At 38.4% G+C, this 25,421-nt stretch carries 19 protein-coding genes and 1 rRNA gene; 5 read left to right on the top strand and 15 right to left on the bottom strand.

Annotation, left to right across the window (positions count from 1 at the left end; all coding sequences use genetic code 11):
• From AC1FXZ_RS11480 to AC1FXZ_RS11465, 4 genes are all read right to left on the bottom strand, one after another.
• Positions 1-122: ribosomal RNA gene (locus tag AC1FXZ_RS11480) — 16S ribosomal RNA — on the bottom strand; the annotation flags it as partial.
• Positions 123-607: 485 nt separating this feature from the next.
• Positions 608-1,099 (bottom strand): CBO0543 family protein, encoded by a 492-nt coding sequence (locus AC1FXZ_RS11475; RefSeq protein WP_480053680.1) that lies wholly within the window; start codon positions 1,097-1,099, stop codon positions 608-610.
• Positions 1,100-1,290: 191 nt separating this feature from the next.
• Complete coding sequence (locus AC1FXZ_RS11470; protein WP_480053678.1) at positions 1,291-2,295, bottom strand: DUF3231 family protein; 1,005 nt, start codon at positions 2,293-2,295, stop codon at positions 1,291-1,293.
• A gap of 202 nt (positions 2,296-2,497) precedes the next feature.
• A complete protein-coding gene (locus tag AC1FXZ_RS11465) occupies positions 2,498-3,964 on the bottom strand; it encodes an MFS transporter (protein WP_480053676.1) in 1,467 nt (488 codons plus the stop codon).
• Positions 3,965-4,475: 511 nt separating this feature from the next.
• Between AC1FXZ_RS11465 and AC1FXZ_RS11460 the strand changes: the two genes are divergently transcribed.
• Complete coding sequence (locus AC1FXZ_RS11460; protein ID WP_480053674.1) at positions 4,476-5,648, top strand: ROK family protein; 1,173 nt, start codon at positions 4,476-4,478, stop codon at positions 5,646-5,648.
• 81 nt (positions 5,649-5,729) lie between these two features.
• Here the strand turns inward: AC1FXZ_RS11460 and AC1FXZ_RS11455 are convergent, their stop codons facing one another.
• Positions 5,730-8,036, bottom strand: coding sequence for a glycoside hydrolase family 2 protein (locus tag AC1FXZ_RS11455; RefSeq protein WP_480053672.1), 2,307 nt, complete (start codon positions 8,034-8,036; stop codon positions 5,730-5,732).
• Between the two features lie 225 nt (positions 8,037-8,261).
• Between AC1FXZ_RS11455 and AC1FXZ_RS11450 the strand changes: the two genes are divergently transcribed.
• Entirely contained in the window at positions 8,262-9,479 is a 1,218-nt protein-coding gene (locus tag AC1FXZ_RS11450) for a helix-turn-helix domain-containing protein (protein ID WP_480053670.1), read from the top strand.
• A gap of 401 nt (positions 9,480-9,880) precedes the next feature.
• Entirely contained in the window at positions 9,881-11,335 is a 1,455-nt protein-coding gene (locus tag AC1FXZ_RS11445; RefSeq protein WP_480053668.1) for a YfcC family protein, read from the top strand.
• A gap of 98 nt (positions 11,336-11,433) precedes the next feature.
• Here AC1FXZ_RS11445 and AC1FXZ_RS11440 read toward each other — a convergent pair whose 3' ends face one another.
• The 8 genes from AC1FXZ_RS11440 to AC1FXZ_RS11405 form a co-directional block, all read right to left on the bottom strand.
• Positions 11,434-11,766: a hypothetical protein gene (locus AC1FXZ_RS11440; protein ID WP_480053666.1), complete on the bottom strand. Its 333-nt coding sequence runs from the start codon at positions 11,764-11,766 to the stop codon at positions 11,434-11,436.
• A 354-nt stretch (positions 11,767-12,120) separates the two neighbouring features.
• Positions 12,121-12,324 (bottom strand): DUF2187 family protein, encoded by a 204-nt coding sequence (locus tag AC1FXZ_RS11435; RefSeq protein WP_480053664.1) that lies wholly within the window; start codon positions 12,322-12,324, stop codon positions 12,121-12,123.
• A gap of 388 nt (positions 12,325-12,712) precedes the next feature.
• Positions 12,713-14,008, bottom strand: coding sequence for a hypothetical protein (locus AC1FXZ_RS11430; RefSeq protein WP_480053662.1), 1,296 nt, complete (start codon positions 14,006-14,008; stop codon positions 12,713-12,715).
• Position 14,009: 1 nt separating this feature from the next.
• On the bottom strand, positions 14,010-15,191 hold the full coding sequence (locus tag AC1FXZ_RS11425) for a hypothetical protein (protein WP_480053660.1): 1,182 nt from the start codon (positions 15,189-15,191) through the stop codon (positions 14,010-14,012).
• 221 nt (positions 15,192-15,412) lie between these two features.
• Entirely contained in the window at positions 15,413-15,862 is a 450-nt protein-coding gene (locus AC1FXZ_RS11420; protein WP_480053658.1) for a NanQ anomerase/TabA/YiaL family protein, read from the bottom strand.
• Positions 15,863-15,986: 124 nt separating this feature from the next.
• On the bottom strand, positions 15,987-18,506 hold the full coding sequence (locus AC1FXZ_RS11415; protein ID WP_480053656.1) for an EAL domain-containing protein: 2,520 nt from the start codon (positions 18,504-18,506) through the stop codon (positions 15,987-15,989).
• 24 nt (positions 18,507-18,530) lie between these two features.
• Positions 18,531-19,280, bottom strand: a complete 750-nt coding sequence (locus tag AC1FXZ_RS11410; protein ID WP_480053654.1) for an alpha/beta fold hydrolase — start codon at positions 19,278-19,280, stop codon at positions 18,531-18,533.
• A gap of 466 nt (positions 19,281-19,746) precedes the next feature.
• A complete protein-coding gene (locus AC1FXZ_RS11405; protein ID WP_480053652.1) occupies positions 19,747-19,938 on the bottom strand; it encodes a BshB3 potential contributor to bacillithiol synthesis in 192 nt (63 codons plus the stop codon).
• 386 nt (positions 19,939-20,324) lie between these two features.
• On the opposite strand from AC1FXZ_RS11405, the gene AC1FXZ_RS11400 reads away from it, so the two are divergent.
• Both AC1FXZ_RS11400 and AC1FXZ_RS11395 read left to right on the top strand, forming a co-directional pair.
• Positions 20,325-21,239: a LysR family transcriptional regulator gene (locus AC1FXZ_RS11400; protein ID WP_480053650.1), complete on the top strand. Its 915-nt coding sequence runs from the start codon at positions 20,325-20,327 to the stop codon at positions 21,237-21,239.
• A 786-nt stretch (positions 21,240-22,025) separates the two neighbouring features.
• Positions 22,026-23,093, top strand: coding sequence for a hypothetical protein (locus AC1FXZ_RS11395; RefSeq protein ID WP_480053648.1), 1,068 nt, complete (start codon positions 22,026-22,028; stop codon positions 23,091-23,093).
• A gap of 429 nt (positions 23,094-23,522) precedes the next feature.
• Here the strand turns inward: AC1FXZ_RS11395 and AC1FXZ_RS11390 are convergent, their stop codons facing one another.
• Positions 23,523-24,812 (bottom strand): peroxiredoxin family protein, encoded by a 1,290-nt coding sequence (locus tag AC1FXZ_RS11390; protein WP_480053646.1) that lies wholly within the window; start codon positions 24,810-24,812, stop codon positions 23,523-23,525.
• Positions 24,813-24,857: 45 nt separating this feature from the next.
• Positions 24,858-25,379 carry a hypothetical protein gene (locus AC1FXZ_RS11385; RefSeq protein ID WP_480053644.1) on the bottom strand — a complete coding sequence of 174 codons (522 nt, stop codon included), beginning with the start codon at positions 25,377-25,379 and terminating at the stop codon, positions 24,858-24,860.
• Positions 25,380-25,421: the final 42 nt, after the last annotated feature.

Here is a 25,421-nt window from a genome sequence, read left to right as displayed (position 1 = left end):
CGTGTTACTCACCCGTCCGCCGCTAACCTCTTAAGAGCAAGCTCTTAATTGGTTCGCTCGACTTGCATGTATTAGGCACGCCGCCAGCGTTCGTCCTGAGCCAGGATCAAACTCTCCATGAAAATGGTAAGCTGATTAGCTCAATTTGCATCACGCTAGCAATGCAATAATAATTACGTTAGGATTTTCTTGAAAATCCCTGAGATATCGTGTATCTCTATTTCACTTGGCTTTTGTTCAGTTTTCAAAGAACTCACTTAATGTCGTTTGTTTCAGCGACAATAACTATCTTAACACATTCTCATGTTCCGTGCAACACCTTTTTAAAAAAGTTTTTAAATAAGTTGCTACGAAAAGTTTGTCGTTATCAGCGACAAGAAATAATATACCACAACAAAATATTCTACGCAACACTTTTTACAAAGTTTTTTTCTAATGACAATTCGTCATTTTCTGCTGCGTTTTATAATTTACCATATCTAGTGATTGAATACAACAAGGTTTTCTATCATTCATTCAATTAGGACGAAACCTAGAATATGTTACCTCAACCAGAACTCCTTAAGAACAAGTAACAGTCAAACAAAAAGGACATCCAAAGTGTCCTTTAAGCAGAAGAAATTTTCCCTTTGTTCACAACCCTAATAATAGAGATAATCGCTCGACATAACAAGAACTTAATTAACATACTCACAAAAGAGTGCTGCCAACCCCACCCTTTCTTCCAGGTGATTAAACTAGTCTTCTTTTCTGCAACTACTTCCACAATAAGTTGAGGAATCACAAAAACGAAAGCCTTCAAGAAGATTCCGAGTGGCCTACTATTTAATGTCCACTGATTATAATAGAGCAAAAATAAAGGATACTGTATATAATCAAAGGGCAAGTGAATTGAGAATTTATTCGGGAACGGCCTTACATTATATTTTAAAAATCCTTTTGATACTAAGTATCTGTCCGCCATAGAATTGCCAACAACACTAACTAAGTAAACAATGACCCAGTCTTTAAATGATCGTTTCACTATGGCAAATGGCAATAAAAACAGTGTAACAAGCGACGTTATTGACAGAAAGGCTTTTTCGAAATTTTTAAACAACCTGCATCACCTCCCATTATAGGGTTGGTTAAACGCAAAGCATTTATGTACAATAAAAACTGCATATAATTTAAAAAACTCAAGCAAGGCTCTTTCAGTCACCATCAAAGTTACTTGTCCTGCCTTTACAGAACAGTACCATCTATTCTTTACCTCTTCACCTCATCACAGCGGTGTCTGACCCCGCTACTCTATTCCGTCAATTGATTTCGTTCTTCCATTTGAGGAGGCTCTTCCATCCATCCATGTTCAATCATAATCTTTGCTCCTTTGTGAGCAAATTCTATAATGTCTTTCATAATAACTGTAATTATTGCTGGCACATCATTTCTCAAGCTAAATGCAGTCCCTAACGAGTTACCACCGATTGAAAAACTACAGAAAAGACTTGTACAATACATCATCAATTTCTCTGAGAACGGGGCCACAGTTGATTCAGTGACATGTCCACCAGGTGGTTCAGGAGCTTGAATATCACTTTCTAGAAATAACTCAGTCAACTCTTTTACAATACTTTTAGCAAGCTCCGCTCCTTCTTTGAAGTATTTCTTTACCTCTTTCGTAGTTGCAGCTTGAGCAAAACCAGTAATCATTTGCATTCCGGTGACATTTGATTCAATTGCATGATACGCATGTGCCACTTCAACAGTATTTAATGCTCGTTTTTCATTAAACGGATTAAAGCTCCCCCCCAAATAGCTTTTATCTTTTACAAACCCAACCCATTGAGGCATCGAAACATAAGGAGGACGAGCAATCATTCCTTTTTCAAGCAAATATTGTGTACATTGGTTGTAATAGCTTTGAGTAAGAGCGGTAAGCTCTTTAAACAGTAGTACTATATCTTCCCGGTATGCCATCGTGATATTGATTGAATGCATCCCCATACCGATTTCCTTTATCAGCCGAATAAACATAATATCAAATCCATTATCATAAAGCCTAGGCGCATCTAAATTCACATCTTGTTCTGTGTAGCCAAGAGGAATTACGGCACCCTCACTCTTAAAAATGTTTGTTATCTTATCAATATAAGGGCCAATTTCTCCATATAAATTAGTCATGATTTCTTTCGCTTTCTCATCATCAGCTTTTTCTATAAAGTACTCTAACATTCGAGCAATCATTGTCTTCTGTTGATATGTAAGCCACAATACACCTAATTCGGATGAAGTGATTGCAGGTTTTTCCGGCATTTTGATTCCTCCTAACATGTTCTTCTTTTAGGATGAACGTAGAACAAGGAAATCATACCGTTTTTTTCATTGATCATAACCTAATCTTCTCAAGTCAATTTGTAGTTTCTTCTATTGTATAGAAGTAATTCGATCCATCATGCAATTCTAATAACAAAAACACAGACCCATAAAATGAGCCTGCGCTTTACGATTCTTAGATTTAAACTGCTTCTTTATCTTTTCCTTCTTTAATCTCAGCAATCGCTGTTTGAATTTCATCCATCTTCTTATCATCTAGTGGGTAGAACTTCATAGCGATTAGCGAAAGAGCGTAACCAATCATCGGGACACCGAACATTAGGAATATCGCTACGAACAATAAACCAGTTGTTAATGCTTCTCCAACTTCCGGGAACGTGTCCGTATAACCAATCAACGCAACTGCGAAACCAACGATTGCCGGCGTTAGAGATGAGACCAATTTGTCAATGAATGAGAAGATTGTTGAAATCATTCCCGGTACATAACGTCCTGTTCTGTACGTTTCGTAGTCAGAAACGTCTGCAATCATCGGAATAACCATGTTACCAGTTAAGTTTGCGAAACCTTGCGATAAGCTGTATAGGATTAAGAATCCAATTGTAACAAATCCAAGATTCGATAATGAAATAGCTGTTGAATCAACTAATAATAAGAAAGCTGCTGTTGCACCAAATGTGATTAATCCAATCCATGTACCTAATACAAAGGCACGTTTCATTCCAATTTTACGGGCTTTGCCAATTCCGAGGAATACGACCAGAAGTATAGGAACTAATGTGATTAACCCCATTGTACCACTTAATGCGTAATCTCCTAATACGATACCGAAGAACATAACCCCTACTGCCGCTTGACGAGGCATTAGCATTGCTAATTTATCCGTAGAAGCTGCGACAATTAACATTTGCAATGCACGATTTTCTTTAATAACAGGCCAGTAATCACGGAAGCCTGTTTTAACGTTTTGCTCTGCTAATCCATAATATTCTTTTTTGTCTTTCTCTTTAATTGCGATAACAGCCAGAACTGTGAAAATACCACCTAAGATAATTGCGTAATACTTTAACTCTGTAAATAAAGATAATGTGAATCCGCCGTGCTTTTCAACAAGATACATTGCGATAAACATTTGACCACCTATAAATAGGACAGAGTTGTAGATCGCATCAAAGATTGCAAATAATGGACGTTGTTTTGGATCATTTGTTAAAACAGTTTGCGCTGCACGTGTACAAGCAGCTTGCATCGTGTAACCAATAATGTAAATCGCGTGAATCACTATGAAAAAGAGCATTTGGAAACCATCAGGCATCATGTGTGTATACGTAAAGGTAATAAACGTTGTCGTTGCCAGAATAACATTTCCTAAAATCATCAGTGGTGCAAATTTACCAAATTTCGATTCGGTTTTATCAATAACATATCCAATGATTGGATCAGTAATCCCGTCAAAGATACGCATGAATGTTAAAATTGTACTAATTAAAACAACTGTTAAACCAGCAACCCCTGTTACGTAGTAAGAAACAAAAATCATTACGAACATATAAAGGTTGGTAGCTGTGTTATTTAAAGCGAATAAACCAACTTGCCACTTTTTTGCCGTGTGGTATTTCTCTGCATTTTGTACTCCGATTGTTGACATCAAAATCCCTCCCAAAATCCGGTTTTATAAAAGCGTTTTCAAAACTGGCAGTGTTCATTAAAACGTTGAATTACTTTGTTGGCCAAACAAATTAACTTGTAAACTCAGAATAAATGAAAGCGCTTTAAAATGCAACATATTTTTTTTAGAAATTATTTCATATTTGCTAATGCTTATAAACAGTAGGGTATATCTCCACTTTGAGAAAAGGTCACCAAATGGTAAATTATTTTGTTGGCCAAACAAATTAACTTGTTACATTTATAATATGCGAAAGCGTTTTATCGCGCAAGCCTTTTCATTTGAAAAAATGAGGATAATTTGTTACAATCCACCACCTTTATAGTGAAAACTCTCATTTATACTACAACGTACTTCATCTCCTTTTGAAAACGATTTCTTTTTCTGACCAATTCATATATGATAGAGATAAATGACTGCTATATTATTATTCTTTACTTGAAACGTATTAATTAAATAGAGAATACAATTGATCAGGGAGGGATTTACCATGGTTACTGGAGATGGCGCCTTCATAAAGAAAATCAATAGAGGGATAATACTGGACAAGATTATTGAACATGGAATGATATCAAGAGCTGCTTTATCAAAAATAACTGGCCTTAATAAAGCTACAATTTCTGTACAAGTCTCTGATTTATTAGAGGAAGAACTAGTCTACGAAACACAGCAAGAGCATAATGTTGTGGGAAGACGGCCGATTATGCTGTCTTTAAATGGTGAGGCTGGATACGTATTGGGGATTGATTTAGATTATAAAGAAATTCATTATACCGTTTCAGATTTAAAAGGCGTTCCCGTCTATCACAAGAAAGAAACATTTGACACAGAAGAATATGATGAAATTGTTGAGTTACTCATCAAACAAATCAAAAAACTTCAAAAGAAATACACTCACAGTCGTTTCGGCTTAATTAGCGCGATGATCGGAATCCACGGAACGGTTAATAAAGAAGATAGCATCTATTTTGTTCCTAGATATCAATGGCATAATAAACAGCTAAAAACTGACCTTCAGAAAAAAATAGATTTAGAGATTTCCATTGAGAATAACGCTAACTTATCTGCCTATGCCGAGAAAGTATATAAACATCATACTAGTGAAAATTTAATTAGTATTCTTTTCTCATTAGGAATTGGTGTTGGTATTATGGTTGACGGAAAAATTCAAAAAGGATATCACGGCTACGCTGGTGAAATGGGCCATATGATCGTGTCCATTGATGGCGAACCCTGTAAATGTGGCAATAAAGGCTGTTGGGAGCTTTACGCTTCGGAACATAGTCTTTTTAAACAATTATCCAAGCAGCTCGAGATCCCCCATGTTACACACAAACATGTTCGTAACTTACTAGCAAATGAAGATGCTATTACGAAAAAGGAGATTGAAAAACTCATCTTTAATATTTCAATCGGTTTAAACAATATTATTAATTTCTATAACCCTGAAACAATCGTTCTAAACTCAGAAATACTAAAAATGATTCCAAACGCAGTAGATAAAGTTGAAAGTCACTTACAATCATCCATCAGTCAAAACTGTGAAATTGTTTTGTCAGAACTCGGGCACAAAGCTGGAGTTTTAGGTGCATGCGCGTTAGCAATTCAACATTTTCTCGAAGTTCCGGAACTGATTTTAGATTTCCCTGACAACATAAAATAGGCGAGGTTGGCTCATAAAGGGGTCTGACCCCCTCCTCTAAGAGCAGGGGTCAGATCTTAGCTTGAGACAACCTCGTTTTAATTATGCTTTTTTAATTTTCGTAAGCTCTTTGTTCAGCAAGTACATTATTTTCTCATTGAATGTTTCATCATCCATTGACGCAAGTATATCAACGCTCATACCTGCCATCATGCCATACATTGGTCCTTCAGATACTTTGCCCAAATATTTTTCAACAATGGCTGTTGTTTCTTCGTTTGCATATAGAGTTTCGAATGAATCGCGAGTTGAATACACATCATCGGTAATGGTAACTTCTCCGACCTCAACATCTGCAAGATCATCTGGCATGTCAAACCAGTTTGCTACAACTCCGCCTGTATCCTTTTCAGGAGCGTCGTAACTTGGGTTTGGCTCAGCAACTTTGTTAAACCATGCAACATCCTCAAAAAGAGTGCCGTCTTCTGTCGCTACAGCCTTGATTTCGTTTAACTCAGATGCAAGAGCTACACCTTCAAACACAAACTTGTTGTCTTCATTTGTTTTTGTACCAACTTCTTCTCCGTTTGCATATAGCGTAACTTCCTGGCAATTTGAATACACTTTTACTGTGATCTCATCTGTAGCACGATCAACAAATCGTTTGCTTGTCACATGAACAAACTTCTCATCAGACCAGTTCGCTTTATACATATAGAATGCATCTTTCTTAATACGGCGATCATACGTCACTAACCCTTTGTTGTTTCTTCCTTGCACGCCACCCTCATCACGGATATTGGCACCAAAGTCAAACATGTTCCATACATACGTCGACCATAGGAACGGGCGTTCAGAGAAAATTTTCCAAACCGTTTCGTGGTATAGCGTGTGATATGTTTCTGTATAGTCTTTTACTTTTGGATCATCAGAGTGATATTGCAAAATTCCTTCTGCTCCATATTCTGAAATCCCTAGTTTTACGTTTGGATTTTTCGCATGGAACTCATCAAGCCAGCCAGCGAAATCCTCAGACTTACCATTATACCAACCATAATATTTATTGTAGCCGACTGTATCTGTGATAAAGTTGTACTCATCTTCATCCGGTACAAACATCACATTCGCCATCGTTGTTAATCTTGTTGGATCTTCTTTTCTCGTTAACTCGTCCAATTCTTTTACTAGCCTGCGAAGCTCTGGTCTTTCCCCACTAATTTGAATTTCATTTTGAATTCCCCAGAAAATAATTGATGGATGGTTGAAGTTTTGACGAATCAATTCAATCATCTGTTGCTTCGCGTTGATTCCTTCTAATTCTGTTTTTGACATAACGGAAATGAATGGAATCTCAGCCCATACAACCATACCTTCTTGGTCACATAAGTCATAGAAATATTGATCATGTTGGTAGTGTGCTAAGCGAATCGACGTTGCACCCACCTCTTTGATGATCTCCATGTCTTCTTTGTGCTCATTTTTCGTAATCGCCCAACCCATATCTTTACGATCTTGGTGGCGTGATACACCATTTAAGCGCAATGATTCACCGTTTAAGAAGAAGCCTTTTGCCGGGTCAACTTCGAAGTAGCGAACACCAATTGGAATTGAAAGCTCATCAATCGTATCATTAAAGCTTGTAAGCGATACGTTTGCTTGATACAGATAAGCATTTTTTCTACCGTTCCATAAAGTTGGATTCTTAATTGTTGCTGGAATTTCTACGACTTTCGTTTCGCCTGCAGCTAGAAACACTTCCTTCGTCGCATACGCCACGCTAATTCCATCTGCATCAACGATATCTGCCCAAAGTCTAACTTTCTTCTCAGCATCATGAGCATTCACTAAACGTGATTTAACTGTTAATTTCGCTTCTGCATCAGAAACGTTATCTTGAACAATGTATACACCTTGTGAACCATAATCCATTAAGTCAAAATGAACCGGGTTTGCAATCACTACGTTCACATCACGGTAGATCCCACCGTAGAACGTGAAGTCAGCCATTTGTGGATACACATCGTCAACCACAGTGTTATCTACTTTAACAGCAACTAAGTTGTTCTTCCCAAATTCTACTACGTCAGTTGCATCAAAACGGAAAATTGAATACCCACCACGGTGTTGCCCTAAGTGCGTTCCGTTAACATAGACATCCGTAATACTATTTGAACCTTTGAATTCAATAAATACTTTATTTCCTTCTGCTACTGTTTCAATAAATACTTCTTTACGGTACCAGCAAGCACCTTTATAAAAATCAAACCCGTTCGCACCATCAATGGCATTCCACGTGTGCGGTACGGTTACATCTTCCCAATTTTTATCGTCATACGATTTTTGCATTGCGCTTGCCTCATCTTGCTTGATGAACTTCCACGCGTCATTAATGTTAATCACTTTTCTCATTACTAGTTCCCCCTCTAATAAATTACGGTTAAAACGTTTTCATAATGATTATCAAAATCTCCAGTAAAGTTCCTGTTTGCTTTCTGAGTCATTTGAATTAACTAAAGTATATACTATCGAGCTTGTACGTAATCATATGGTTTTGCCTTAATTAGTACATATATTGCATTTTTGTGACGAACGATTTACATTAAAGAGAAGCAAGTAACAGAAAGGTTGAAGATCATGCCAGACAACTTTAATAATCTGAAAAAAATTTGTCACAACCTAAATGCCATTTCAAAATTAGATGTCAGGCTAGTTGACCAAGAAGGCAAAGAGATTTATGACCTAGTCAGTCGACCTTTTCCACCCATTTTGCAAAATATCGACAAAGAGTACCTTACTATTATGGACGTATTAAAACAAAATAACTCGAACACTTACTATTACTATACAAATGCGTACGGACTTGAATTTATAGCTGGTGCGCTTTGGTTAGACGAATCGTTTAGTGGGACTGTTTTAATGGGCCCGTTTCTTTCAAATAGTTCATTTATGGACTTACTGAGTGACATTATTTCAAGAAACAATCTCCCCATAAGTCAACGGACACAACTTGAAGCCTATTTCAAATCTTTGACGATAATTAGTAGCCCGGAATATAAAGCAATAGGAGAACTTCTTATAAACATGTGTAGAAACCAATTCATTGATGCATCGATCATCACTTCCGAAGCGATGGTACCCGCTTTAAACAAGGAAAAGCTACAAATAACCATCCATGAGAATAAGCACATTATCGAGCTACGTTACAAACAAGAAAAGGAACTTAGAAATGCCATAGCCAAGGGGGATCGCGATCGAGTCGCCCATTGTATCCGAGAAATAGTTAGTACTCTCGACTTTTCTGACCGAATTCCAGAAAGCCCACTGCGATCATCGAAAAACATCACACTTGTTCTAAACACAGTGTGCAGAATCGCTGCAGAACGAGGAGGTGTCCATCCTATTTACATCGATAACATATCAGAGAAGTTTGCGGTCTTAATCGAGCGCACGACAACTTTAACCCAATTAAAAGACTTGGGAAGAATAATGTTAAACGAATATTGTGATTTAGTTAAAACCTACTCAACCCAGAATTATAGCCCAATTGTCAGCAAAGCAGTCGATCACATTCAGCTAAATCTCGAACAGCCTCTCACGCTTCAAGAGATTGCAGCTACTTTGCACGTCAACGCCTCGCACCTCTCACGAAAATTTAAACAAGACACAGGTATGACAATAACGGAATACATCAACATGAAAAGAGTTGAAGAAGCAAAGCTTTATTTAAGAAGAGGCACAATCTCAATAACGGATGTCGCTTTTATGGTCGGATTTAATGATTTGAACTACTTTACGAGGGTATTTAAGAAGCTTACATCGGTGACACCTTCCCAGTTTGCAAAAGGAGGATAACGAAAGAGCTAGGGGTCAGACACTACTGCATTACAGTACAGCAACACATTGGGGTCTGACCCCTTATCTCATTTTTTTTATTACAGATGTAAGATAATCTATCAACGGTATTAATTTCGATTGTTACATTAGTTACCACCGGTTAAAAAACCGGTTTTTTGGCTTTCTGTCCCTTTTCATACGTTAAAATGATTGTCCCATTCTACATTGCGGGCTGTTGTTAGACAATTCCCACAACTAGCTCGACTACTACTTATTATTGAATTGACACAACAGGTATAAGAGGCTTTGGTCATCCTAACCAATGACTTCACCCCATTCCCCCTTTAGAATCCTAACTATAGTTAAATTTTTCTGACAATTGTTCGTGATTGTATACATAAGAAGGGGGAACTGATTCAATGTCATTAGCAACGAAATCAAACCAACCTGATCCTAATAAGATAGGACAACTCAATGAGAAGAAGCCTACATTTCAAATGCCTCACATTTATGTCATTTTGTTTTTCTTTAGTGCTATTGCAGCAATCGCTACTTATTTTGTCCCGGCTGGAATCTTTGAACGAGTTCCTGGTCCGGAAGGGAGAACAACGATTGATCCCGACTCTTATCAAGTAGTTGAGCAAACTCCAGTCGGTCTCATTGATTTTATGTTAGCCATTCCAAACGGTCTCGTCGCTGCAGGAGAAGTCGTCTTTTTCACATTTATTATCGGTGGCATGTTCATGGTTCTGCGCCGTACAGGTATTATTGAAATTGGTGTTGATAAATTAACTAGAAAATTTTCAAGCAGAAACGTTGTCGTTATTCCAGTATTAATGGTGGTTTTCGCCGTCGTTTGTAGTTTAATCGGAACACAAGAATTAAGTTTAGTGTATGTACCAATTATTCTACCACTTATGATTGCATTAGGTTTTGATTCGGTCGTTGCAGCAGCTGTAGCACTTATTGCAACAACAGCAGGCTTTACAGCAGGGATCTTGAATCCGATTAATACCGGCTTAGCACAACAAATTTCAGAAATCCCAGTATATTCTGGTATCGGTCTTCGTACATTTGTCTTTTCATTGATAATTATTACAGGGATTCTTTACGTAATCCGTTATGCGAAAAAAGTCCAGAACAATCCTGAGGCTAGCTTAGTTTTTGATGAGGATAGAGAAAAACGCGAGCTATACAAGTCAACTGGTGATACAAAAGCACTCAAAGCAACACAAAGACAGTTAATTGCCTCATTTGCCGCACTCGGATTTTTTGGAATATTGATCTATGGTGTGTTAGTTCAAGGCTGGTTCATGCTTGAAATGTCAGGTCTCTTTATCGTTATGGGAATTGTTGTCGGTCTAATTGCTGGTTTGAAGGCTACTGAAATTTGTGAAGGGTTCAATGACGGTTTTCGAGATGTATTGGTTGGTGCGATGATCGTTGGTGTTGCTAGAGCTGTCGCCGTTGTCATGGAAGACGGACAAATTATGGATACGATCGTTTATGCTCTCGGAACATTTGTCGGTGAATTTCCAGCTGTCTTCAGTGCAATTGGAATGTTCAGCGTTCAACTATTTTTTAACTTTTTAGTTCCGTCCGGAAGTGGGCAAGCGTTGGTAACGATGCCAATCATGGCTCCCCTTTCAGATCTCATTGGAGTCACGAGACAAACAGCTGTACTTGCCTTCCAATTAGGGGATGGACTCGGAAATATTCTATTCCCGACATCAGGTTATTTTATGGCAACACTTGCTCTAGCCGGTGTCGCTTGGCAAAAGTGGGTTCGCTTTTACTTCCCTCTCTTTTTAATCTGGGTTGGAATTGCCGTTATGGTGTTAATCTTTGCTCAAGTTACGCAGTGGGTCGGGTAAATTCGTTTAGAAAGAAGCTTTCACTATTAACTCTACGTCGGAGTTTGGTGAGGCTTCTTTTTTTGGCATGCGCGGGAATGCGATGTGTGTGCAAGGTGCTAGAAGAAGAGCTTGTACTCCTTGATTTTTGAGTGTCCTTTCGTTTTCGGGCCGGTTCCTCTCTTTCCGGCCACCTCCTCTCTCTTTCCGACCAGTTCCCCTCCTTTTCCGGCCGGTTCCTCTCTCTTTCCAGCCACTCCCTCTCTCTTTCCGGCCAGCTTCTCTCCTTTTCCGGCCACTCCCTCTCTTTCCGGCCGGTCTCCCTTCTTTTCCGGCCACCTCCCATATCGCCTCCAGTCCTGCCCCTCGACCGGCCTCCTCGCCTCACATAACGTTATCAACTTTTGTCGCACAAAAAAATATTTCTCGCAACAAACTTCGAGTTCGTTCACACTGCCCATTTGGTACAGTTATGTTAGTCAGAGATAGAGGTGATCTTTCATGTATTTTGAGAACTTATTGGATATTGTTTTAGGTGAGAGAGAAATCCTGCACATTATGGAATGCCCCGTTTGCGAATTTGAGGAAATTTATTATAAAGACCCGGTAACTCATGTACAAACAGGAAGAGCCTGCTCAAGGTGTAACTTTGTTCAAAAATTTCAGTTTGATGGGAATCAAATAACGAAAAAAGAGCCCTAATTACGCCATAATTGACTACAAGGCTCTTTAGCTGCTTTAAAATTGACTGCAGCAGGCATACATTTACTATTGCACGTTCATATCAGTTCTACCAGTATAGCAGCTTAAATTTTCTTATACTTATCATGCTTCACAACGGTTCGAAAGTTGCTGCCATCTTTTTGCTTTACATTATCAAAGCACACAGCGATCGTATTGTTATAAACATTTATGACATCGGCTTTTTCGCCTTTGTATTCGCCTTCTGTTACTTGAATTCTGTCATTGATCTGAATATCGATTTGGGGGTTATCTGCTGTTTCTGACATGTAAACACATCCTTCTGTACATGGTACCTTCTAAATAAGTTTTTCTATATTCAGTTGTTTTTATTATTTGAATTTTTTCTGTTCTCTTGGGAATGAGCGCTACTTCGTTTGCTTAATCGTTATCGAATAAAATGGAAAACTTTAGGACAGACTAACTTAACATACCATCCCAAAAGTTGAAACACTGTTAAAAAACAAAGGGTTAAAGTAAGCACCCTTGACTTTTTACGATCAAAACCACGAGAGGGCACAGCTTGTTAACTTTATTGATACACGATAGTCGAAAAAATTCTCATGCTCATCATTAAATAAAATTCGGCAAAATAAAGACCCAGTGACCAACACTCGATCTTAATCTAATTTTTTTCATAAAACAAAACATGGTTTCCTAAATCGCCGGCAAGTCATTACCACTGCGGTTCACCTTTTGCGCTCCCTCATACAAATACCTCAACCGGGAATCAATGCATTCTTGAAGAGCTTCTCTATTTTGCCTTGAATCACGCATCGTCTTGCCTGCTTTAAAAATGCCGTAGCCAATTCTTAGCGCGATTAATACACCCGTTGGATCGGGAATCAGAGCGTCTGCAAATGTATCTGACACTAAACTACCAGCTGCATCAAGTCCAACCCCAATTGCTGAAAAAGCAAGGAACTCAGCTGTTGCGACCATCATGACATGCTGAAAGTCTTTTTTAGCTAACTCGGCCGATTGTCCTTCTCGAATGCTCCAATAATACCTGAGTAAAGCTCCGGTTGCTGTAATGGCCAAAAAAGAGGTATTGATCGCTACCATTTCCGTAAAGAAATGTTCCATTGCACCAGGGGAGACATCTGATAACATGCCACCAACTGACATATGGGTAACATACCCTACCGATGCTAGTCCTGCGCCGAATACAGAAGCCGCAATAGCGCTCTTAATTAGATGCTCGCGCTTCTCACTCCAAGGCGAAGGGTTATTTTTTATTTTCTGCCACTCTATAAGTGTACTTACCGAAACATAAAAAGTCGTCCCTCCACCTATCGCAAGGGCACCTGTTTCCCAGCCACTTAATGTCATAACATCTTCATTATGAATCATCGTCATCTCAAATTTCTCATCCGTTGTCTTCGAAAAAGCAAAATAAGCTGGATCAGTTGCGTTGGATGGGTTACCACTATGTAAAAACTCCCGGTGTCCTTGCTCCGTAGCAAACAAAATATTATCGGGATCTGCTGCTAAATCAACGTTATCAGGATTATGGCTAACAAGCTCCATGTGATGCCCTTCAATCCCCTCTACAGGACGACTGCCCCCTTTTTCCATTTGTGCAATAAGCTCGATCTCATCTTCAGTAAATGCAACAGCTTCACCATTATCATTAATATAGGTAAAAACATCTTCAGGTGCGTTCATATAATCTTGCGCAAAGAAGTTATACACTTCCCACTCACGGCTTACCCCCAAGCTTCTAGCCGTATCGATACTTGAAATACTATCATTCGAAAAACTCTCTAGCAGCTTTTCATATTGTTCCGTTGCTTGTTCTTGGTACTCAAGAAACTCCATTTCCTTAGGTTCCACAATCAATTTATCTGCCATCCAATAACTTGATAGATAGCTTAAGGCAATCCCTTCCCCAATCCGGTTAGATGAATGAAAGTTCCGGTTATTCACTCGTTTTCGTTTCTCTAAACTCATCTTAACTAATTTCCTTTTTGTCTTCCCTCAAGATACCTCTAGCAAACTTTGCTTTAACATCCGGATTGAGTTTTGAAAAGATTTCTTGATAGACTGATTGGAAATAGATTTGGGTAGCTGGCTCTAGATATTGCGAATCCCAGCCCCCTAGTTTTTTCGTAATTTCTTGAAAGTTCACTCCGTTACGGTAACTGCTCGGGTTGCTTTGGAACGTTTGATAGGCACTCTTAATTGATTCAATCGCCTCATAGTTATACTGTTTCACTTTAGCTTCCCCCATTTCTGCCGGAGAGAAGTATTTCATTAACTTTTTCGATATCTCCTGGTACTGCTTATGTAAATTCGGATATTGCTTTATAAACTCTTTATTGACTTTTTGATCAAGATCCTCAATCGCATTTGACTCAGCATCGGTGAAATCTTGGCTTAATAGCAATGCCTCAACTTTTAGCTCCAGCGATTCTAGTATTTTTTTCTGAACGGATAGCCGTTTATTCTCAACCTCATTTATATATCGGTTCCCAATCGTAAGCGAATGGTCGAGTTTATCCTTTGCATATGTGTAATCAACAGCTGAACAGTTATCCAGAAACACGCGCGCTGCTCGGTTGTAACGCTCGATTACTCTCTTTTTCACAATCGGATTAGGTGTCTCCATAAGTCTATCAATCTGTTCTTTCAATAACTTCATAAATGGCTTATGACTCGGAAATTTGTTTAACGCTGATTCAAGAACTTCCATTAATTCAGCTGGCTCGCCCTCTTTCTCTTCAATCAATTCTTCCCATCTTTTGATCTCTTTCATTTCTTCATTAAGATAGGCATCTAAGCGAGCAACGGCTTCTTTTCCTCTTTGTTCAATTTGATGCCCAATGATTTTTGCTTGTTCCGATTGATAGACCTCGAATTGATTTTTATAATCATGTAAAAGACCTTGATACGTATCTTCATGTATTAGCAGTAGATCCTCACTTACCTTTTTCTGAATTTTAATAGATTCATCGAATTGCTTGGACACTTGCCCTTCTACCCTCTTAACTAACTCACCGATCGTTTCCTCCATCTCCTCCATTCTAGCCTGCGTTGTCTCAACGGTCTGAGCAAACAATTTTCTTATATAAACGTACATTGTAAGCGTTAAGCCTATGAGTAAAAGTAGTAAAATAAATAAAGAAATATGCAATGCTCTCTTCCTCCTCCAAATAAGTTATCTATGACTCTGATCTTTTAGGTAAATAGCCCTATATCAAGTATATAACTATGTTTGACCTACCACAAGATATAATGGAAGATATATCCTAATTAAACTTACGAATTCCGATAGATACCTGTCCTAATTCCTAAACAAAAAAAAGCCCACCACCTTCAAGGTGATGAGCTTTCCTCTACTTTATTTATCAAAGCCTATTCACACAGCGCCTTTACAACAGCTTTTCGAACAGGTTCTGGTTGATCAACACATAGACCAGGCATGTGAGCATCTTCTGGTGTAAAAATAGCAAAAGAACCTTGATGCACGGTAAAAAGATCTCCATCCACTTCTAAAAATACGACGTCTTTTGATTCGACTTCCTCAGCCACTTTTGTCTGTTCAATGTTTGCATAACCCATTTTTTCTTGGCCTTTAATTACGTATTGGATATCCGTATATTTATAATGAGCTTCATACTTGCATTCTTCAGCTCGTTTCGTTTCATACTCTTGAACCATCACAAATACTTTATCATCCTCAACTTGATAAGTACCTACTTCTAATTCTTCTAAGTCATTTTCAAGTAAAAAGTCGAGCCCTTTTTTCAACCTTGGGTGTAGGTTGTCATACAATTTTGCATTTGTTAACTTATCAATAATCAACTTTATTCCTCCAGTATTCTTGGTCATGCTGATGAAATGATCACCAAATGCTACTTTACCACAAAAACGAAAGGAAATATTAGAAATGTTATCAAACTATTTTGTAAAAAAGTTGTGGGGGCTATCATCCCCACATTCTCTCAAGTTCCTCTGCACTAACTGGCTTGCTAAATAAATACCCTTGCATGTGGTAACATTGATTCTGAAGTAAAAATTCCTTCTGATACTCTTCCTCGACACCTTCAGCAACTACTTCTAAGCGCAGGCCACGCGCAAGGTTGATGACAGCCTCTGAAATTTCAGCGTTACTATAGTCCTCTTTAATGTCTTGAATAAAGGAACGATCAATTTTCAGACAGTCAATTGGCAATGACTTTAAGTAGCTTAACGACGAATAGCCTGTTCCAAAGTCATCAATTGAGATGGAGACTCCATATTCCTGTAAATCTTTCAAAGCGCTAATCGTTTCTTTTGTATTAAACAGCAACGTACTTTCAGTGATTTCAATTTCAAAAAGACTCGGTGCCAACTCGCAGCTAGTGAGAATTTCTTTGACCTGCTTCACTAAAGAGGTAGGGTCTTGAAATTGCTTTGCTGAAAAATTAACAGCTAAGCTGAGTGGCTCTTTACGGTTTTTATTCCATGTTGCGATTTGCGTACAAGCTTTATTCATCGCGATTTTCCACAATGGATGAATGAGTCCCGTTTCCTCAGCAACAGAAATAAACACTTCTGGCGAGACAAAGCCTAGTTCCTCATCTGTCCATCTTAGTAATGCTTCTACCCCGGTCATTTTATCTGTGCGAGCATCTATTTTTGGCTGGTAATAGACTTCAATTTTTTCAGCTTTAATCGCTTTTCTTAACCGAGTTTCAATAAGAAGTCTCTCGTTCTTTTCTTTGTTGATTTGTTCATTATAAAACATGACTTTATTGCCGCCTTGCTTTTTCGCAGCATACATTGCACCGTCTGCATAGATCATGAGCGATTCCATATCTTCTGTCTGCTTTGGATACATACTTATTCCACAGCTGGCACTGACAATCACTTCATTTTCATTAATCACATAAGGCTCGTTAATCTTTGTAACAATCGTATCAGCGATCTCCTGAATGTCTTCTTCCTCTAGTCCACTAAATAAGATCACAAACTCATCGCCACCCTGCCTTGTTAATACCGTATCGCTTGTAGTCAGGCAGTTTTTAATACGCTCGGAAGCCAACACTAATAATTGATCACCTTTGGCGTGCCCTAATGTGTCATTGATGTCTTTAAAGCGATCAACATCAATAAATAAAATGGCAACCGTCTCGCCTGTTTGTTGGGAACGGGCGATTCTCTTTTCTAGCTCCTCTTGGAAATAGCGTCTATTAAGTAATCCTGTCAATGGGTCATGGTAAGCTTGAAATTGAATAAGCTTTTGACTTTCTTCTAAATCTGTCACATAGGTTTTCAACGAATTTGATAATTCATTAACATTTTGAGAAAGGTGGCCTAGTTCATCTTTCCGATTTAAATGAATTTCTCGTCCAAAATTTCCTTTGGCAATCTCATTTACATTTTCAACAATATCGCTGATTGGTTTTGTAATTGAGCGCGAAAACACTAAACTAGTAAGAAACACTGCCAAGATAAACGGGATCGATAAAGCGAGATGCTGCATCAATTCTTTATCAAGCTCATCCTGAATTAAACTGTAATCATAGGTTACCCCAATGACATATGGTTCCTGCGTGTCTGTAATCGGCACGAATGTTTTGGTTACAAGTTCGCCATTTATTTCTTCCATATAGCTCTGTGTTTCCCCTGTTTCCATCGCCATTTGAACCAATTCAACATCTGCTGTTTGATTGACAAATTCATAGGTTCCATACCAAATCGGTTGATCGACAATTCGGATAAAACTGTTCCCTTCTAAGTGGCGCATTTCCGTCTCTTGGCCAAAACTATTCGGATTAAACACGGTCAGTTCTAGAACACCTTCTAGCTTTTCTGTAAAGCGATCCATAATATTTCCTGGACCAAAGCGTTCCTCGTACTCAAGTACCTCGCTGTCACGGTTATATGGATTGATAATATAATCGGTCGTCCCGTCATAATAATAACCCCATTTGTCAGTATGATCAGGGTTACTTGCTGCAATCTCAATCGGTCCTGTCCAATAGTTTGGTAGAGCCAAGCCCTCTTCCACCGTTACAGGCTCTAAAGCAAGGAGCTGCTTAAAAGCATCGTACCAAAAGAGCCATTCATTCGTGGACATCCCAATCTCATGAGGATCAGACGATTTCACACCGACAATGTCATCCTCTGTCTCAGCTAGTAAAGTAATATGCGAAACCATTAGCTTATCTGCTAACTCTACTAGTTGTTCATTCGTCACATCTTCGTAATTAGGTGGCAAAGAGTTTTGGATCGCGATCGAAGCCGTTCGCAACTCCTTCCCCATAAGGTCCTCCACATACAGAGCCCCATTTTTTGAGTTTTCCACTTGATAGGAGACTTCTTGAGTAATCAACTCGATCTCTTTCTCATTGAATTCGATTAACTTCTCTTGCGATCGAAAATAATGCATTGTACTATACGCAATCAAAATACACAGTACCAACGAGGTGAAAATTAAGGGCAGTTTCTTTTTTATTGACACAATTAACCTCCTACTAAAAGCTAGTTACGCACTCCTGAATAATTTATCTGTCTTTAGAAAGGATTGAAAAATTGACATAAATTCAGCAGGCTGGTGAATATGCGCCACATGCCCCGCATCCTTTATCTCTTTATAGACAACATGCGGGATGTACTCCGTCAAATTCGTTAGTGTTCCTTTATACAATTCATCATGCTCTCCCATTACCCATAAAATTGGGGTTTTCATTCCAACTAATACCTTTTTTGAATCAAATTCCAGCTGCAAGCGTATCGCCCTCTCTAATACAAGTGGATGAACTTCAAGCGCACAATTGTAGAAGATCGCTTCCGAATCTTCTTGAATCCCACAAATATTAGGATTTAGCAAACTACCATACAGCCTTAACCATAATTTGTAATCTAACTGTTCTTTCATTTCTAACACTCTAGTAAGATTCTGATAAAATGTAGAAGGGACCTTACAACAATATCCCCCTACAAACGTCATACTTATTACGAGCTCAGGATATTTCTTAGCAAAGGCACTTGCGATAAGCGAACCAAAACTAAGTGCACACAAATGAGCTTTTTTAATTCCAGCGATCATAAATTTATGATGAAGCAGTTCAAGCAATAACTCCAAGGAAAGTAGTCCCTTTCCCTCTAAATCTTTTGGATCATATAAATCGTACGAGATACAATGATAGTAAGCACTTAATAGATCGATTTCCTTTTTAAACGCATTCTTATTTCCTACAATACCATGCAAAAAAATAATCGTTTCCTTTTCCATCGCAATACCTCTAATTTCATTAGCATCAGCATCTATTTACTATGACTACAAATCTAAGGTGTCCACTACAGGATCTATAGGACTCTCTACAATCTACTAAACGAATTTTCGACAAATTTCTATACATCTATTATATTGGTCCTAACCAAAGCAAGTAAAATGAAATATTTAGGAGGTCTCCTAATCAGGTATTACGATCTAAGAAAAAAGACTCAATCCGACGTAAGCGCACGATGACTTAAGGCCTACGCCGGCTCTTTCGTAGTATGATTGATAGTACGGCGAATGTTTCTATATAATAAGAAAATCTACTTTTGACAGAGAGTGGTAATATATTGAACACTTCGACTCATTTACCAACAACTTTCCATAGGTTAATTGAAACAAAAAAGATCAAGTGCCATCACACTCGATCCTCTGCAAATTTAATATATAGACACTTATTCTTTAGATGCTCCTCATCCATCTAAAATAAAAACCTCCAACTAACAACGATAATAATCGCGATGACCGGAATTAAACCGAGATACATCCATAATTGGTTGTTAATACTTTTATTGCCACTATAATTCGTGTCCTCTTTCCGAGTTAGTGATAATGTCACAACTAAAGCGATCAAACAAATGATAATCGGAACTAAGATTAGTATTACGTTCATTTCTCTCCTCCTAGATTGTTATGCACGCCTACTAATTTCTCTGCTAACGTATTTCTTTTATTTTAATAAATAGTGCGCGTTTCGTCGACAAAACCGTTCTATAACTGCATCAACTTCCATAATAAACCAATTATACTATACCATACTTACAAGCGAATACGCAGAGAAAACTCAAAGCTTATTCAAAATGACTATGCCAATTGAAACCTAATGAAGAACCTCCCCTTTAGCTGTCGACTTTCCTTGGTTAAAAGGATCCCAAACCATTCACCTTATCCCAAACTCTAATTTTCAAACTTTTCTAATAACTAATTTTATTCTTATCGAACTTTTGGTAAAATAGTTTTAAATCATACTACTATGAATGAATTCAAGTGGAGGTCTTTATGCAAATTGAACAATTAGAGTATTTTGTTGCCGTTGCCAAATCTGGAAACATTTCCAGTGCCTCTCATAAACTTCGAGTCTCCCAATCCGCAGTTAGCAAATCAATCGCGAAATTGGAGCAAGAGCTTGGGGTCAATTTGTTTATAAGATCACGAAAAGGCGTCGACCTTACAACGATCGGAAGTGAATTATTAGAAAAAGCAGACCACATCTTGGAGGAATTACGCTCGTTTGAGAAAATTGCCGTTGACCATCACCACAATAGTGACAAAGCTATAAAAGTAGCTTGCACGCGTGGCTTTATGACAACGCTATCGAAAACATTCAATCACTTTGTCGAAACCCACCCCCATACTCATATTGAAATTACTGAGAAAAGTTCGATGAGAATCGTTCACGATATGAAAAAAGATCAAACAGATTTAGGCTTTATTGTCATAACAGATAAGTACGAGCAGGACCGAGAGCTTCTTGTAAAGGAGATCCTTAAAACACAAGTATTTGTCTGTATAAAAACGGATTCCCCACTCGCAGCAAAGTCGACAGTAACCCCTGAAGATATCGTGAGTGAAAAATCAATTGTCTACACCCGCCAAATGAAAGCCTGGTTTCAACACTTTTTTGACCTCGATACAAATTTCCAACTAAATTTAATTACAGAAAATGTAAGTGTCATGAAAGAAAGCATATTAAATGGACTAGCCATCAGCTTTTTTACGGACTTAACGCTTAAGGACCATCACTTCCATCTACAAGACGGCTTCAAGCTCATCCCCCTACTGTCAAACAATGAAAAAGTCTATGTCCGAATCGGGTCTGTGAGCTTACGGAAAAAACCACTATCAAATACAACAAAAGGCTTGCTACATCACGTAACTTCATCATTGCCCTTACATACAGATGCGAAAGTATAAGCAGAAGGGGATGTCTCAAAAGGTTGGTTTGTAACCTTTTGAGACATCCCCGAAGCAATGAGCCAAACCGTCGTAGTCTTTTAAGCCTGTTATGAGTGGGGTTCTCTTAACTGGCGCACGGCGAGTTGGCCATTGCCTTTTTAATCGGGGGGTTTGTAACCTTTTGAGACATCCCCTTATTTATCCACAGATTATGAGAAAGTAGCAGCCCCTTTTCACTCAACTAAAAAATTTTCGTTTTCCAGCACTAAAAAAAACTGTGAATATCTCTTTTTATGTGGATAGAAAATTTATAAAATTACAGCTTATCCACCTTTTTTGTTAAGAATATGTGAGTTGTGTGAGTAACGTCTCCATCGTGATTCTCAGTAATCCACAACCTCATTATCACACCAGTACGATAGCCTTATAAAAACAGCATCAAACACATATATTCTCCCTCTCATTACTTCCAACTAACCGGTATTTTTTCCTCATATTCCCTTTATGGAAAATGCTGTATGATAAAAACTGTTCTACTATTCATAGTTTATTAACGGGGGTACCCAATGAAAGATCTTCATAATGACGTCCATAGTCCACAGTTAGAGAATTACTTGTATGACGCTGTTGACGATGGGTACCATTTGTTAGCTCTAGCCTCAACCCAAATCGTAAAATTGCAGAGGAAACAGATATTTTAGACCTCGAGAAACTACAAGATTTCCGAGGACCTTATTGTAAATGGAGGCTGATAATCCGTCCAATATAATATAGTGCTTGCCATCACTCAAAGGAGGAAAGACATTGACCGACAAACCTTGGGAGATCGAGAACATTAAAAATTCAGTAAAATACTTAACAAACGGGACTATCATTCTCACAGATGAAGAAGCTGAAATTTGCTTCACCTATTTAGAGAAAGAGCGTGAAGAAATTAAAGGCATTGTTGAAGCTGATTACTATTTCGAAATGGATGGTACCAATTATGAAGGACTCTTAGTTTTTAGCGACTATCGTGTGCTGTTTTTTCCTCGTATTTCAACTGGTGATAACAATTTAGATTATTTACAAACATACGAGTACCCTTATATTTCAAATATTTCCTCAAGTCTTGACACCTTTACAAACGCGAAGCTAACATTTGACTTTAAAGCAGGTTACAAAGAGTCAGTTGTCTTCAGCAACATCGATCGTTCAAAAATTGATACACTCGTTTCGATGATGACACACTATGCTTCAATCAGAAAGGGTAAGGAGTATAAAAAAGGGGATTGGATCGTAAAAGCGGTAGGCTTTCTAGTTACAGGCTTATTCGCTCTCGGTTTAATCGGCTATTTCTTTGGAGAAGAGGAACTAACTGAAGAGTACGAGGCCGTTGGTGCATTTGAGGAATTTGACGATGAATGGGCAGACTCTGCAGTCGAAATAAACATTTCTGATCACCACATTGAAGTTGAAAATTTACTCGAGTATGAAATAAAAGATTCCTATTTTACCAATGTGATCGAGCCATCAAACTATAACAAAGACTACCCTACTATTTTTCATAAAACATCAGAAGACAATACTATTTACTATGTCATTGAAATGACGACAACAAACCTATCAGATCAGGACATCGATATGATCTTTGATATCCCTGTTCGCTTTACACTAATTGAAGACGAATTCTACGAGTTTTTCTCTAGCTTCTTGTATTTAACCGATGATTTAAGTGACTTTGATTTTGATCACGAGTTACCGAAACAGGGAGAAGTAGAGATGTATATGTACTTTGAAGTGCCGAAAAAGTTACAGGATAATAATAACAAAATCGATTTGAAGATAGATGACTTCTGGGATTATGAAGGGCAATTGATCAACTTGCGATGATTGCTTCCATGATCGATTTACTTTTTAAGATTTTGTTTTGGGGAGCGACCTATGTTCTTAGTGTGTACTCCATCTTTGCCTTTCTTTATTTAACAGTAGACGTTACAACTCTTGACCATTCATACACCAAGTACCCTAGGAAAAAATCAGACTTTCTATTTAATCGGTTGATTAAGATTCTGTTCGGTCCAGCAACGGAATTAAGTGCGAAGGTGGAGCATTTGCCATGGAAGGGTAGGAAGTGGGTGCAACTAAAATTATTGCTAAAATTGGTAGGTGCAGGCTTGTTGTTTTCTATAGTTTATGTCATTTTAGATGGGGTCTTGAGATGAGAGAACGAAGGAGAGGTCAGGCCAAGGAGAGAAAGATTGCTCTTTTTTCTCCCCTGGTAACCCCTCTTCAACTTTCAACAACTACACAAGACTTATATCATCTTCTAAGCAAATCCAAAAAGTGCCGATCAAATTCTCCCATATGCTCGATCCTTTCTCCCGTGCTCATGTTAAAATAAACAAGTTTCGGCAGTGAAACCACATTGAATAGGTCTAGCACTTCTCGATCGTCGTCAATAACAACGATATGAGGGCTAGGTTGCTTTGCCAAAAAGCTATTTTCTATATGTTGCTGTCCTTCAGACATATTTACTATAATAACCCGAACATTTTGATCAGTTAACTGCGAATACGCCTCGTTTAGCAGATTATATCCGTTCTCACACGGTATACAAAAAGACGCAATGAAATAAAACAAAACATCATGATCTGACTGAAAACTTAATCGAGTTGCTTCTCCATTAAGATTGTAGACATCCGTTGCCTCCACTTGATACAAAAGGTCCCAAACCTCATTAACGTTAGAGGTCTCTGTCTCCACCTCCTGACGATCATTAGAGTCAGACCTAGCGATATCTGATGCGCTAGTATCATTTCCGGCGCCAAGGTCAGGTTGGTTCCTTTCCTGCATTTCTCCATTTGCTCTCTTCTGCCTCCATTGATATGGAAGCGTCGGGTCCGTAGCCACTAACTCATCCAAAAACATTGCCTCTGTCATCATTGTCACAAATAATTTGTACCTACCAAATGGACGATCAGAGTCTTCGTCACCAGACACCGGCTTTGTAACTTTTATACCGGCTAGCATCGGACTTCCTAAGAAATGATCAACCTCGTAGACGTAGTAAGAAATAAGATTGTCTCGATAAGAAGATGATCTCTCCTCCAATACATCGACTAACTCATCTAGATAGATGGCATTACTAGGTAGAAGTTGCTGTGCAAATTGAACGACATCCTCCTTATCAGCATCAATTCCATCAATATAGTAAGACGTAATTACCCCCTCAAGTTGCCCTGAGTCAACTTGATGACCATGCAGCCCAACCATTACTGAAAATGGCTGTAGACGATAGCGATAAGAAAATTCATAACCATACTCATAATTGACGTGGACATATTCAGTATCTAGCGTATCATCCGGTTCCCCTAACTGGCCTACCAACGTATCAAGGGAGCTTCCTAAAACAGGATACTGAGATGTCATTGTCTCTTCTACTCGCTTTTCCGCTTCTTGGCCGGCTTCAGTAAATAAATCTTCCAGCCCCTGCTTCACAGTTTCCTTTGGCGACTGTGACTGTTGGAAAACGATATACCCTAGCAAACCAATGATAATGACTAATAAGATCATAATAATAGCAATTGCATTCTTTGAAATACTAAACACTCCTTACCAAAAATCGCTTCTCCGAGTAATAAAATCTAGCTACTATTAACGACGAACAGCAATAAACTCCTGCTTATAGATCTCTTGTCCTGTCTCGACTCCTAATTCAAAAGCTCTTTGAGCAGCAAATGAAAAACACTCCGCTTCCTTTTGCGTAAAATAGTTCCTCGCTTCCGTTAACAGCTCTTGTGTTAAATCATCTAGCATTAATACAATCTCTTCTTGGTACTTCGGATCAGCCGTCCCAGCAGCAAGCTGATGACCGAACGAAGCCCCTTTTGTGAAACTTTCCAATGCATAATACTCAATAAATCTATCAAGAAATGGACTTGTTTTGAAATGATCCGCAGATGATAGATTGGCATGGTGACGAGTGGCATTTCCTAATCTATGTATAATTTCTTCTAGTGATTGTTCATAACTATCACGAATGATGCTTTCTAAAGCAACTGCTTCTTCTTTATATTTGAGTCTATCAGCATTGTATTGGATTTCTTTTTTCGCACGTACTAAATCTACTTCTCGTGAACCTACTAGTTTCGCTGTTAATTTACGTAACAATCCCATTATCATTCTCCCCTAACATAATTATTACTTTCTTCCTATATC

Source organism: Halalkalibacter sp. HAAS-P014 (assembly GCF_056619965.1).
The sequence above is the reverse complement of the archived record's forward strand: the minus strand, read 5'-3'. Positions and strand labels throughout refer to the sequence as shown.

Coding starts and splice junctions, on each gene's coding strand:
- AC1FXZ_RS11430 (WP_480053662.1), bottom strand. CDS start 14,008: ATGAGTTTAGAGAAACGAAAACGAGTGAATAACCGGAACTTTCATTCA.
- AC1FXZ_RS11385 (WP_480053644.1), bottom strand. CDS start 25,379: ATGGGATTGTTACGTAAATTAACAGCGAAACTAGTAGGTTCACGAGAA.
- AC1FXZ_RS11455 (WP_480053672.1), bottom strand. CDS start 8,036: ATGAGAAAAGTGATTAACATTAATGACGCGTGGAAGTTCATCAAGCAA.
- AC1FXZ_RS11450 (WP_480053670.1), top strand. CDS start 8,262: ATGCCAGACAACTTTAATAATCTGAAAAAAATTTGTCACAACCTAAAT.
- AC1FXZ_RS11470 (WP_480053678.1), bottom strand. CDS start 2,295: ATGCCGGAAAAACCTGCAATCACTTCATCCGAATTAGGTGTATTGTGG.
- AC1FXZ_RS11445 (WP_480053668.1), top strand. CDS start 9,881: ATGTCATTAGCAACGAAATCAAACCAACCTGATCCTAATAAGATAGGA.
- AC1FXZ_RS11410 (WP_480053654.1), bottom strand. CDS start 19,280: ATGGAAAAGGAAACGATTATTTTTTTGCATGGTATTGTAGGAAATAAG.
- AC1FXZ_RS11460 (WP_480053674.1), top strand. CDS start 4,476: ATGGTTACTGGAGATGGCGCCTTCATAAAGAAAATCAATAGAGGGATA.
- AC1FXZ_RS11405 (WP_480053652.1), bottom strand. CDS start 19,938: ATGAACGTAATACTAATCTTAGTTCCGATTATCATTTGTTTGATCGCT.
- AC1FXZ_RS11465 (WP_480053676.1), bottom strand. CDS start 3,964: ATGTCAACAATCGGAGTACAAAATGCAGAGAAATACCACACGGCAAAA.
- AC1FXZ_RS11400 (WP_480053650.1), top strand. CDS start 20,325: ATGCAAATTGAACAATTAGAGTATTTTGTTGCCGTTGCCAAATCTGGA.
- AC1FXZ_RS11435 (WP_480053664.1), bottom strand. CDS start 12,324: ATGTCAGAAACAGCAGATAACCCCCAAATCGATATTCAGATCAATGAC.